Annotated in this window: 8 protein-coding genes; 1 reads left to right on the top strand and 7 read right to left on the bottom strand. The window is 42.4% G+C overall.

Going from position 1 to position 13,312, the window contains the following annotated elements:
* Positions 1-31: 31 nt before the first annotated feature.
* The 6 genes from K2F45_RS03770 to K2F45_RS03745 all read right to left on the bottom strand — a co-directional run bounded on the left by K2F45_RS03770 (position 32) and on the right by K2F45_RS03745 (position 9,398).
* A complete protein-coding gene (locus K2F45_RS03770) occupies positions 32-880 on the bottom strand; it encodes a glycerophosphodiester phosphodiesterase family protein (protein WP_070563489.1) in 849 nt (282 codons plus the stop codon).
* A 157-nt stretch (positions 881-1,037) separates the two neighbouring features.
* Positions 1,038-2,231 carry a purple acid phosphatase family protein gene (locus tag K2F45_RS03765; protein ID WP_075991023.1) on the bottom strand — a complete coding sequence of 398 codons (1,194 nt, stop codon included), beginning with the start codon at positions 2,229-2,231 and terminating at the stop codon, positions 1,038-1,040.
* A 58-nt stretch (positions 2,232-2,289) separates the two neighbouring features.
* A complete protein-coding gene (locus K2F45_RS03760) occupies positions 2,290-3,942 on the bottom strand; it encodes a SusD/RagB family nutrient-binding outer membrane lipoprotein (protein ID WP_248933019.1) in 1,653 nt (550 codons plus the stop codon).
* Between the two features lie 12 nt (positions 3,943-3,954).
* Positions 3,955-7,608 (bottom strand): SusC/RagA family TonB-linked outer membrane protein, encoded by a 3,654-nt coding sequence (locus K2F45_RS03755; RefSeq protein ID WP_075991021.1) that lies wholly within the window; start codon positions 7,606-7,608, stop codon positions 3,955-3,957.
* Positions 7,609-7,724: 116 nt separating this feature from the next.
* On the bottom strand, positions 7,725-8,714 hold the full coding sequence (locus K2F45_RS03750) for a FecR family protein (RefSeq protein ID WP_172840646.1): 990 nt from the start codon (positions 8,712-8,714) through the stop codon (positions 7,725-7,727).
* Positions 8,715-8,777: 63 nt separating this feature from the next.
* The gene (locus tag K2F45_RS03745; RefSeq protein ID WP_075991019.1) at positions 8,778-9,398 is read right to left on the bottom strand and encodes an RNA polymerase sigma factor; all 621 of its coding nucleotides are present in this window, start codon (positions 9,396-9,398) and stop codon (positions 8,778-8,780) included.
* A gap of 469 nt (positions 9,399-9,867) precedes the next feature.
* On the opposite strand from K2F45_RS03745, the gene K2F45_RS03740 reads away from it, so the two are divergent.
* Complete coding sequence (locus tag K2F45_RS03740; protein ID WP_075991018.1) at positions 9,868-12,258, top strand: TonB-dependent receptor; 2,391 nt, start codon at positions 9,868-9,870, stop codon at positions 12,256-12,258.
* A gap of 143 nt (positions 12,259-12,401) precedes the next feature.
* On the opposite strand, the gene K2F45_RS03735 is transcribed toward K2F45_RS03740, so the two are convergent.
* The gene (locus K2F45_RS03735) at positions 12,402-13,094 is read right to left on the bottom strand and encodes an outer membrane beta-barrel protein (RefSeq protein WP_172840645.1); all 693 of its coding nucleotides are present in this window, start codon (positions 13,092-13,094) and stop codon (positions 12,402-12,404) included.
* Positions 13,095-13,312 lie beyond the last annotated feature (218 nt).

Raw genomic sequence — 13,312 nt, 5'->3', positions numbered from 1 at the left:
AAGCATTTTTAACTAAACAGATAAAAATAGACTAAGATCCAGAAAGCACTTCGCGCCACAAACTAGGATGATCTGTTTGAATAAGACGTACAAAAGGATATTTCTCCAAAAAAGATCGATAAGCTTTCTTTCCCTCCTGTTCTGCTTTGTCGTCATATTCCCCCAAACTATTCATCCAAAAATAAATGCCCTGTTGGCGCAATGCATTAAGTTTTTCGGTATCAGTAAATGATTCATCAAGATGGACAATTGAGGTTAATTTCATCTTTAGTATGGCCTCTAGATCCTTCATATTACGTGCCCTCGGAAAAAGCGTGATCGCTGGATTGAGTTTGTAAATCTTGAGCATGTCTTTATAATCATAGAGAAAAAATAGTACCTGGTCTTCCATCCCCTCCTGTTCAACAAGCGCATAGGTTTTCTTAATAAACTCTTTGCGATCTTCTTTAAAATCGAGATCAACAAGGATTTTTCCCTTTGCAACGCGCAAAGCTTCCGATAGCGTTGGTATAACATGATCCGAGCCTTCACCATTAGCCTTTTTGCGTAAGTGAAGCTGTTGAAGCTCGGCATAGGTTTGTTTGGCGACCTCTCCTTGCCCGGTTGTCGTCCGATTGACTGTTTTATCGTGCATCAGTACAAGTACACCATCTTTGGTGGCCCGCACATCGACCTCTACCACGGAAGCCCCCTGCCGAATGGCCTCTTCGATAGCAGCAATTGAGTTTTCAGGTTGCTCCAGATGAGCTCCCCGGTGTGCGGCAATGTGTAAACTTTTTTGCTCTAACTTTTTTATTAAATCGATCGACTGAGCATATAAGTGGGTCGTAGAACTTACTATTATACCCAACAGAATAGTAGAAAATAAAATCTTTTTCATTGCTGTATAGTTATTTTTTTGCAATCTCTTTTTGTTATACCTTAAAAAACGGCGATCTCGCTGCGGTTACATCTCAATCGCGTCATGGAGTGAATCCCGCAATTATATTGACGGAAAGTAATCCGGTTTGAATGGATTACCTTCCGTCTATGTCGTTCTACTTTTTCGACAACTCGAATGAATCAAACAACTGCCCATTCAGCTTATAGCTCGAAAAATACAGTTTATTTTCGGTCAGCTTGATCACCTGATATAATTGTGTCTGTGACGTTGCAACTTCCATCCAGCGTTCAGAATCAGATTCATACATCTTAGGCCCCGCTACAGACAGGAGATAGACAGGTCGCTTTTTACCCAGCCCGCCACGAGCGTAGGTATGATCGTGGCCCTGAAGGACCAAATCGACACCATATTTCTCGAAAATAGGTTTGAAACGTTCTCTCAAGATGGTATTGTCACGATTTTTTGCCGTAGAGTATACGGGATGGTGCATGACAACAATATTCCATTTTTTTTGTGATGAAGACAACACTTTCTCCAACCACTTTTCCTGTATCGCTGCTGCAGTAGAGTCGAGCATAATCAATTGAGAATTTAGGGAAATCATACGTAGATCCTGATAATCGAGGTAGTAAACAGCATCTTGCATACCCTCAGGGCCATTCCTTGGCAAGTTGAACTGTACTTTCCAATGCGGGTCAAGTACAAGCTTCCCAAGCGAGTCGCGGCGGTACTCGTGATTACCCGGTGTTGGAACAGCAGGGATCATCTGATGAATAAATCCTGCGGCCTCATGCCATTCTGCCCACTCCTCGTCTGCATTCGAACGATTGATCAGATCGCCCGCGTGAACAATAAAGCGTGCATTCGCTTCCTGCTGGAAAGCACGCCGAATGGCACGTGCCCAGCGTGAACGTAAGTCGTTCTGTGCATCACCCAAATAGATAAATGAAAACGCGCCTGAACGCTCCGCAGTCCTAAATTGGTTCCAGGCACTCCAATTGCTGCCATCTCCAACGCGATAGGCATAAACTGTACCGGGTTTCAGGTCACGGAAGGTTACCTGTCCATAAGCATCCTCTTGTTGTCCTCGCTCGAGCGGTAGCGCTGTTCCATTTATTGTAATCGCGTTTTTTTCAAGTTCTGGATTGCTCTGTTCTTCAGCAATCTGACCAATTATTTTGGTCCTATCCGCATTGATCCGCCAAGAAACAGACTGCGTACTGCTGGGCTCATCGGACCAGGTCAACGTAATACGATCAGGTTGTTTGTCTTTATTATCCGTCTGGCTTTTCCCTTCCAATAAAGTGCAGCACAGTACTACAGCAAGAAGAATATGTTTGATTTTCATTGTGATATTGATTTTATAAGCGATTTGAGAACTCTATTTAATAACTTTTAATTACTAATTACCAGGGCTTGTTTGTTCCTTGCAATAACCAAGGTTTTGACCAGGCACTATTTTCATTGTCTGCCTGTGAATACGCTGTCTTTTCAATACGTTTCAAGGCCTCCTCGGCATTTTTTTGATTCACACTCATTTCGGTTTGCATATAAGGTACACGAACAGGAAGCTGTGTACGAATGGCTGCGGGGCCGGCCTTTAAAGCGGGGTACCCTGTGCGACGATAATCAAACCAGGACTGTGCGGCAGTTGACCAACTGGCGATCCATTTTTGTTCAATGATCTGCACTTGCGTATTTTCAAACGCCACACCTTTCTGACGGATATAGTTGGAATAGTCTGCGCCCTTTCCCCAGCTTGCCAACGATTCCTGTATAGCACGCTCATAATAGGTCTTGGCTGACTCAGGCAGCCCCCATCCTTTCCAGGCTGCTTCAGCCAAAATAAAATTAACTTCGGCAGCAGAAAGCAAGCGTGCTTTTAACAAACTTCCCTTCGCCGAACGATAGCTATCATTCAGGTAAGAAACATGCGGATTGATCGAGGTTTGCCCCGGTGTTGGATTGAGGTTGTAGGCCGAAGGGTTTTTAGATACACTTGGCGGCAGTCCAACATACTCCTTATCGGTATCCACCGGAACGCCTTTGACGACATCTGGCGATACAATCCGAACACCATTAACGATCTTATCTGTACCTGCGGGCTCGTTACTGCGGATCTCAATGGGTATGTCTACCTTTCTTGCCCAAACCGCCAAACGAGGGTCGCCAAGTTCCTGTAGCCGGTCGACCAGTGTTGCACACATTTTCATTCGTCTAAAATTACTTCCACTGGCATCATACACCGTATTTGACGGCCAGGAGTCATTTGCATTATTTCCAACAAAATCCATCAATACATCATCAGTAGTACTCGTAATAATTGGAAATTTATCGGGATTGGCAACAATACTTTCAATCCCCTGTTTGGCAAAGTCAGCAGACTTTGCTGAAATGCGCATATAATACCGTAATGCCAAAGAATTGGCAAAACGACGCCATTTGGAAGCCTTTCCGCCAAAGTAAACATCCGCATTCGCCAGCACCTCATAAGAACCATCGGGGCGGGATAGAAGTTCATTGGCTTGTTTCAACTCGTCGATAATTCCCTTATAGATTATTTCCTGACTATCGTATTTCGGAAAATTATATACAGCATCTCCCAGTTCCGCTTTTAAGGCATCGGTATAAGGAGCGTCTCCCCAGAGATCAGTCACCAATCCGAATAAGTAAGCGCGCATCACCAGCGAAACTCCCTTATGGAAATCTAGCCCCAATTTCTCCGCACGTTTACGCAGAAGCTCATTGTCACGTAGAAAACCATAATAGGCATCCCAGCTCAGAATCCCTCCTGTCCATTCGTAGTCATTATGTGAATTGAACCATGCATCAAATTGGGTGTGCTGCATAACTCCGCCAAGATCTGAGAAACTCAATTCGTTGTATTTTTTCGCTGTTCCTGTCAATATCGTCGGCAATAACAGATTGGGGTTGGCATCTTCCTCACTTACACCGTTCGGATTGATATTAAGTTCGGTCAGATCTTTACAAGCTGAAATATTCCATACCATCCCAAGGCCTACTGCAGCCATGATGAATCTCTTCAACTGATTTTTCATTTATGTCGTATATTAAAATGTCACATTTACTTTAAATCCAATAGGCATTGACCAAGGGGTAACGTTGTAGCGCTCAATCCCCTGTTTAAATCCAACGCCAGTTTCTGGCTGGAAGGCCATTTCCGGATCTATACCTACTTTCGCTTTGGTCCATAAGATCAGGTTACGGGTATAGACTCCCACACTGCCATTCTCTATTCCGAGACGTTTCAGCCATTTTCCTGATAAATCGTAGCTAAAGGACAGTTCCCGAAGCTTGATAAAAGAAGCATCAAATGTCGCTGCATTCATAAAATCCCAAGGGTAATTGTCTGAATAAGCGATATATTTTGTTCCTTCACCACCAAGATTCTCTGTATAACCTGTGATATTACCTTTATCATCATATTGTGCGATAACACCTGGATTAAACACCCCAAAATTGCCAACAAGACCACCCACACTGATCGGATAACCACCATACTCTTCGCCTGGTCCTCCAACAATGGGATACCTATTGCCTTGCACGCGAACAAGATTGTTATCGACCAAATAATTGCGTAGCGTTTCGCCTGTCATCCCATTGGGGTTGATCATCTGATCAAGAAAACGCTGCGTGGTTAGGTTCGATTCGAAATAGCGATAGGTCTGCGACATAAATTTCCCTCCAAAACGCATATCTGCGGCAATATTCATTGTCCATTTTTTATAGCGAAGACTTGACTGTAGGCCCATCGTGAAATCGGGATTAAAATTTCCGATTTTGTTGCGACTATTATTGATCCGTACAGCCTGCCAAGAACCATTTTTATTGAGAATAGGAAAACCATAATACGGCGACGATTGATCCTCCACGGTCACTAACTTGGAATCGTACAGATCCCCGATCTCTTCCCCGACATAGGTACGTGCCCCACCCCGACCGTCGGTCCAAAAGGTATAGAACTCTACACCATCAGAAAGCTCATCGATACGGGTACGATTGCGATGCCAGTTGACACCAACGTCCCAGGACCAATTTTCCTTGGCAATAGGTCGCCCGGAAACAGCAAGTTCAATACCGCGGCTGCTTAACAGTCCGGCGTTGATATTTTTAGAATTGAAACCACTTGATCCGGGAAGTGTTGTTGAAATAATTTGGTTTTTGTTCTCCAGCTTATAATAGGTTCCTTCAAACTTCAGTCGATTATTCCACATGCCCAGATCCAGACCAAATTCGTAAGATGTGGCAATTTCGGGCTTCAGATTAGGAACCAAGAGTGACCCCGAACGTGTTAGCCGCAATACATCACCCCAGCTACCGGGATTACTCAGTACATTGGAGAGATTATAGGGATAAGTATCATTTCCTACACGTGCAATACCCGCTCTCAGTTTTGCTAAATTGATCGTTTTAGGCAGAGAAAACACCTGGTTAGCCAACACACTTAGGGATGCCGAAGGATAGAAATAGGATCGATTGTTCACAGGTAAGGTGCTGGACCAGTCATTGCGCCCAGTCACATCTAAATAAACCATATCCCGGTAGCTTAGATTGATCAGTCCGTAAACACTGTTTATGGCTCTTTCAGAAATTGTACTGTAGAAATCCAAATTTAATGGACTGATATTGGCCAATGTATAGAGTCCCGGCGTGATTAGTCCAGCGCCATTCTTTGAGGTATTTTGCACGGATTTACCACGATTATACCGTAAATTCCCACCCAATGATCCTGTGATCTGAAAGTCGCTCATCTTCTTTGTATATGCCGTCAGAAAGTCGATATTCTGTTCCATATTCATCAGATTAACAATCCCATAAGCACCTCTGGGTTCGTTCGTATAACTGTAAGGGATTTTTGTTTCCCTATTTTCCCAATAAATATCCGTTGCGTACCGTATCATGGCCGTCCAATCTTTTTTGATGGTCCAATCTAACCGTAGGTTTCCAAAGACGCGGTCTCTTGTAAAAGCATTATTCACTCCATAAGCAAGGAAATACGGGTTATTGTGGTTGCCAATAGACTGTGAACGCTGTTGGATCTGCTCCTGCCCTGGCAACCAATAATCCTGCAAGTCCAGAATATTGATGTGAGGTGCAACTTCATAGGCCGCTTGCATCGGATTGGTTCCCCGATTTCCTGCAGGTCTATTGTTGGAGTTATTTCTGCTGGCATCTAGCGAGAGCCCCAATGTCAAACTATTGCGAAGGCGCATGGTCGAATTGATATTCAAGGTGTTTCTGAACAGATCCGAATTGGGGATAATACCCTTATTGGCCATATTGGAATACGAGAAACGATAGTCCAATTTTTCGCTTCTGTTGCTGAGGGAAATCCCATTGGTACTTGTGACCCCAGTCTGGACAAAGTTTTTAATGTTATTTGGGTACGCTTTTAGTTCCGTAGGAATGGGCTTACCATTCTCGTCAAGTGGACTATTCCATTGAACAGCTTTATACCCCTTATCCAGTGCAGGGCCTACCATAACACTAGACTCCTCCTCAATAACTAAATTGCCAGGCAAGTCGCCTGGTCGCCATGGCAAGGTACCGCTTGCAAATTTGTTATGCAATTCAATAAATTTATACGGGATATCAAATACTGTGTTACTAGTCACAGCAATGGTCATCTTCTCCGCATTCTTACCACTTTTGGTTGTGATCAGCACTACACCATTACCTGCACGTGAGCCGTAAAGCGCAGCTGCACTTGGCCCCTTCAAGATGGAAATATTTTCAATATCTTCGGGATTGATATTGGCAATTGCATTACCATAATCCACTTTGTTGTCGTCACCGATCTGACCAACATTATTTAAACTATTCATCAAGGGCACTCCATCTACGACAAATAGCGGCTGGTTGTCTGTACTTAGCGATGATGCCCCCCGAATCACCATATTCACGCTGGAACCGGTGGGTCCTGTAGAACTAATCGAAACCCCGGGTACTCTACCTGCCATACCAACCAGAAAGTTATCATTATTGACCCGATTGATATCCTCGCCCTTAATTTTACCGACAGCATAACCAAGGGAACGATCCTGTCGTTTGATGCCCAATGCAGTCACGACCACTTCATCCAATTCGTTGTCATCTTCGTTTAAAACCACCTGACGTATACCTGCTGTGTTGGCATCGAGCTTGAGATCGTTCAACTCTTTTTTTTCATAGCCAACATGGCTTATCAGTACATCATATACTCCGGCAGCTAATCGAATAATCACTTCACCTTTGGCATTTGACAAGGCGCTCTGTCCAGTCAGTGGAATATGTACAGAAGCTCCCCCAATAGGCTGTTTTGTACGATCGACAAGCTGCAATTTCAAATCATAAGACTCTTGTTTACCCGTATTTTTTACAAGGACAATACCCCCTGACACTCTTTTTGACTTAATGTTGGTCCCGTTCAGGATATAGGCAAGGACTTCCTCGAAGCTCGCATTCTGGAATTTTTTTTCGGCAATTAAAATCCGATCTAATTGGAGCATACTCCGATCGTAGCCGATCGCTTGACCTGTTTGTTTTGACAACTGCAGTACCGCCTGCGCGGCGTTACCACTAGACAAATGAATATTGATATTATCCCAGTAAGTGCGATTGATCTTTTCCAATCCCTCAGCATGGCTATTGGTTACAGCACAAGAGACCATAGCGCAGATGGCAAGCTTTGTCGCAAGGCCGGTAAGCTTAATTATTTTATACATATATTTGTATGAATGTTTTAAACATGAATATTCAGGTGCTCACTGGTCGATTTAGCGGTTTGCCAGATGAGCACTTTTCTTGGGCAGATAAATTATGCTGTTCTACCCCCTACAGCTTATTTGTATAAGATTATTTCATTTTTCTCCCTCCTAAATTTGATTTGATGAATATTGCAAACGATATTCAGCACCTGGTCTAATGACTGTACATGTGGTATCATAAGCGAATAATTGAATGGATCTGTATTCAGATTTTCGGTAAGCAACACAACACCGAAGCGGTTATAGATTATTTCTTTCAGTTCCTTGAAGCTGATGTTATTCAATTGCATACCACCTTGTGTCCAAAGGCTGATGTAAGCTGGATCGCTATCGAAAGTTTTAAAATCATTTTTAACTACGCTATACCGGACGGCCTTACCTGCTGTAAGGATATGGTTTGCTCCATTTTTTGCATTTAGAACACTCACCCGCCCAGTTTTAACTTCGACCGTCACATGTTTAGTAGACATCGAATTGTTGACGTTGAATGATGTGCCTAGGACTGCAACAGAAACGCTACCTGTTTCTATCTCAAATGGGTGTAAAGTATCCCGTCTGACCCGAAAGAATGCTTCCCCTCGATCTAAAAAGAATTTTCTATTTGATGCAAAATTCTTACGATCGTAGCGGATACGTGTATTTCCGTTTAAAAAAATAGATGTGCCATCAGGTAACTGAATTTCTTTCAATTCGCCCGCATTCGTAACCGTTTCCGTCAGTAATGTGACCGCTTCTGTCCGCTTCCGAGAAAGCGACATCGGGTTGTGCTGTAAAAATAGCAGACTGATGCCTCCTAGGACCAAAATAGCCGCTGCTGCTGAAAGCCAAGAGAATTTTCTGACCGGTATGTTGGCCACCTTCTTTGCCCTCGCAGGTGCTTCAGCTATTCCTACACGAATAAATAATTCTTGTTTGATTTTTTCCCGATGATTTGCATCGCTAAAGGGATTAATATCATCGTTTGAAATAGACTCGTACCAGTCGTCAACATGACCTTTTTCCTCCTCAGTCAATTTTCCTCCGAGATAATCTGTTATGATAAGTTTAAAGCGTTCTAAATTCACCTGCATTAATTTTTATACTAATACAGATCAAAACGGGCAAAGTACTTTAATTAAATATGTTCTTTATATTAAATAATCATAAAGGAGATAGCTTCCTGCGAGCAATAAAAATACAGAATCGTGGTCCGCAAACCTTCTTGTCAATTCGTACCGCATAATCTTTTTGGCCTCTGACAGGTAGTTCTTAACGGTCTGTTCAGCCAGATTGAGTTCCTTGGCAATTTGTGTTATTGAATAATTGTCAGAACGCATTAAGTAGACTGCTTTCATCAATCTAGGTAATTTGTCTATCGAATCATCCACAATAGCCTCCAGCGCCTTATACCTGGCAAAGGCCTGGCTATCCAAATTGGAAAAAGCGTCCATACGTTCCATTGATTTCTCCAAGACCTGTTTTCGTACACGCTCCGAGGCGTAGTAATTCAGTATTTTGTTTTTGAGGGCTTTGTGGAAATAGAATTTTATATCGGAGTATTCAGTACTCACGAGCGATCGTTTTTCCCAGATATGGATGAATACTTCCTGCACAAGATCCTTAGCCTGATCCTCTTCCCGAAGATGACGAAAAGCGACGGTGTATAGATCCTCCCAATACCGCTCAAAGAAATGGGCAAAGGCAATGGGGTCACCTTCTTTAAAACGCAACACATAGTGGTTATCTACATTGGCTTCGGTAGTTTTCACCTAACAAAGATAGGTTCGTCAGATTATCAAAATGTTAAATTTTCGGGAAGCTTTTATTTGAATACGCTCTATTATTTGAATAAACTGCGCTATTTGAATAAACTGCGCTATTTGAGTGCACTCCGCTTAGTGTTTGTAAAAAAACATCCCAGGAATTGTTAATAAACATGTTAACTTTCTAGTATAGAGCAGATCTTTTGTTAAAAACATAGCGGACTTCCTATTTTTTTACAATTAGGCATTTAGGACAAAAACAGCTCAGCTAAAATGTTAACAACAATGTTAATTAACTTGTAATCAACAACCTTTATGTTAATAACTACTTATCAGTAAAACCTATAAAATTTCATGCAATGACATGTGAATTTAAGTTGAATCATACATATTCGCGGCGTGAAAAACAAAAAATTAGGTAAAAGCTAAGGGTAAATTGAAAGTCGGCTGTCATAAAGATAAAAACTAATCTTTTATGAAACTATCGCCAATCTTACTCATTGGATTATCGCTTCAAGCAGGGTTTACATTCGCCCAACAACCAGCATCGCCAAAGCAAAAAAATCAGGTTGTGACCGAAACTGTCAAAGGAACCGTGATAGATAAAACTACCAGATTACCGCTTACAGGTGCCACAATTGTCATTTCATCCAGTGATGGAACAAAGTCTGTAAGTACAGACGCACAGGGCATATTTCGGCTGCAGCAAGTTCCAGTTGGGCGTCAACAGCTTCAAGTTCGCATGGCCGGATATAAACCAGAAGAATTTACGGAATTACTGATCACCAGTGGACGGGAGAATATGGTCAATGTGGAAATGGAGCCGCAAATAAATGCATTAAACGAAGCTGTCGTCTATGCCAATGCCGGAAAACAACCGCTCAACCAGATGGCAATGACGAGTGGACGCTCTTTTTCGCCGGAAGAGACCAACCGCTATGCTGGCGCCTTTTTTGATCCCGCCCGTATGGCACAGAGTTTTCCAGGTGTTGCTGCCGGCGGCGATGACAATGAAATTATTGTTCGCGGAAATTCCCCCAAAAGCCTGCAATGGCGGCTTGAAGGTATCGAAATTGTAAATCCCAATCATTTTGGAGCCGAAGGCGCTGCAGGAGGCGGAATCAGTATGCTCAATACCATGGTATTGGGAAAATCTGATTTCTATACCGGTGGACTTGCCGCGGAATACAGCAATGCAACGGCAGGTGTTTTTGATCTTAGGTTCCGTAAGGGAAATACCGACAAACGCGAATACACATTCAACGTCGGAATTCTGGGCGTAGGAGCAACGTTAGAAGGGCCTTTCAAAAAAGGAAGTGACGCTTCCTATTTAATTAGTTACCGCTATTCTTCATTGAGTCTACTGGAAAAAGTAGGTGTAAAAGTTTCAGACACTGGCGTCCCAAAATATCAGGACCTTTCTTTTAATTTTGTATTTCCCACAAAAAAAGCCGGAACCTTTTCCTTATTCGGTATAGGTGGTTTGGGGAAACTTCAACAAACTGCCGAGCGTAATTACGAAAAATGGGAAGAACGAACAGACGCCCAGGATCTAAATTTAAAATTCAACGCAGGGAGCGCTGGACTAAAACATCAATACATTGCAAACGACAGATTATATTTCACCAATATTGTTTCCATGTCCCTTAGCCGTAATTCCAATAGCACCGATACATTAACACGGGACTATATTTCCAGCCTCTATCACAAGGACAAATTTACGAATACGGCTCTTCGCTATGCGGGTACGCTAAACTATCGCGCCAACAGTAAAAACACGATTAGAGCGGGCTTAAATGCAAGTTTATTACACTATGACCTCTATGCGCTGTCCTACGACACCGAGCTAGCAGCATTGAAAGAGCGGATTAATGAGATTGGGAATACAAGTACTTATGATGCTTTTGCACAGTTAAAAACAGTTTTGAACGATAAATTAACGCTAAATACAGGAGTACATGCCAATTACTTTGCCTTGAGCAAGAGCTGGTCTATCGAGCCAAGGCTTGGCCTAAACTGGCGTGTAGCCGCAGATCAAACGATATCCTTTGGGACTGGTCTATATAACCGACTGGAGCCCTTGGTCTACTATTTTGCCAAAAGTAGCGATCACACAAGCTTAGAGCCAAACAAGCCACTTTCGCCAACAAAATCTGCTCAGGCTGTTATTGGCTATGAAAAGAACCTAAGCAGAACACTCCGGTTTAAGACAGAACTCTATTATCAGCATCTTTATAATGTCCCGGTATCTACAGATTCCGACATCAACTTCTCCTTACTCAATGTATCGGATATTGCAGCTATTGGTACATCAAACTACCGTCAGCTTATCAATAAAGGAACCGGCAAAAATTACGGCATTGAGCTGACGCTTGAGAAGTCGTTAAGTAAGGGGTATTACTTCATGGCAACGACCTCCTTCTTTGATTCCAAGTTCAAAGCACGCAATGGCAAAGAATACAATACCACATTCAATACGCGTTATGTAGGAAATTTATTGATGGGGAAAGAATGGACCGTGGGAAAGAGTAAAAATAATCTGTTCGGTCTTAATGCCAAATTAATTTATGCCGGAGGAAGAAAGTACTCTCCAGTTCTGGAAGAAGAATCGCTTCGTTTAGACGAAGAAGTTATTGATCAAGATCGCATCAATACCCTGACTGCCGATCCCTACGTACGTGTTGATTTCTCATCGAGCTATCGGGTTAACCGCAAAAAAGTAAGCCATCTGTTTATTTTGGATATTCAGAATCTCCTTAATAGAGAAAACACTGTGGGTATGCACTACAATTTCAGCAAACGTATCATTGAACCTCAAAAATGGACTGGTATCATTCCGACCATTAACTACCGGATTGAATTCTAATGCCCAATAGTAGCAAGTACAACGGAAAGATTTATTTCCAATCGTTTGTCTCCAGACACGAGGCGCTGAAGACAAACGATTGGATTAATGAGACAAGCTCATGCTTCCAACAATACGCTTATTTATTCACTGTTTTTAAGTTACTAAAACCGATAGCCAACTGAAATACCCAAGGAGCGATTACGTATAGCATTCCCGGATTTATAATCCCCCCATTTGGATTCTAAATTGGCAATTCCTTTCTGAAATTCTATGCCGACAAGATAATGTTCCCTAAAAAGATAGTTTACTTTTGCACGAGCGCCATAATCAAAAGGTCTCCCAAGTGTATAATCCCCATACTCACCTTCACTCGAATCATTTTTGAACTTGATATCTCCCTTGTTATCAATTGCAATATCGTCTAGGTAAACAGATTCCGAAGTTTTCCATTTCCCGCCCAATCCATAACCGATATAAGGGCCTATACCGACCTCCAACTTACCTGTACCGATCGTAGCATTAAAGACAACATCGATAGGCATTTCGATATAAGACGTATTCGCTTTAAAATCTTTACCCCAGCCTATAAAACTCCCATCTTTTCGTTTAAAGCCCCGTTTAGCAAATACAAATGCCGGTTCTAAAGAGAAATGCTCACTGAGGCGTAATATGGGACCGAGTCCCAAATACAGGCCTCCAACCGCGGCCGTGTTGGCCTTATCGCCCGCTTTATTTTTAGCATCCACATTTGAAAAGGCGACTCCGGCTTTTACATTCCATTTTGTCTGTGCATAGCCAGCATATGCTCCAAATGACAGACACAACAATAACGCGTTTTTTTTGATATTCATCATACGAAAAGAAATAGGTTTACATAATTTTCTTATTAAACGACAATCGCTTACAGATGCTACACTGACCTTTGAATTATTGATCCAAATCCTCCCAGCAGGCATACCTTTCTAAACAGATATTAACCAAAAATCTGTCGGTTTTTAGGCAGGCTGTTACGAAAACGATTGCGAAAAAACGCCGTTATTGTTCTCTTTCAATACTGTAAATTCACTTCACA

Source organism: Sphingobacterium siyangense, from assembly GCF_023277505.1.
GTDB classification, from domain to species: Bacteria; Bacteroidota; Bacteroidia; order Sphingobacteriales; family Sphingobacteriaceae; genus Sphingobacterium; species Sphingobacterium siyangense.
This window is presented reverse-complemented; position numbering and strand designations above follow the sequence as displayed.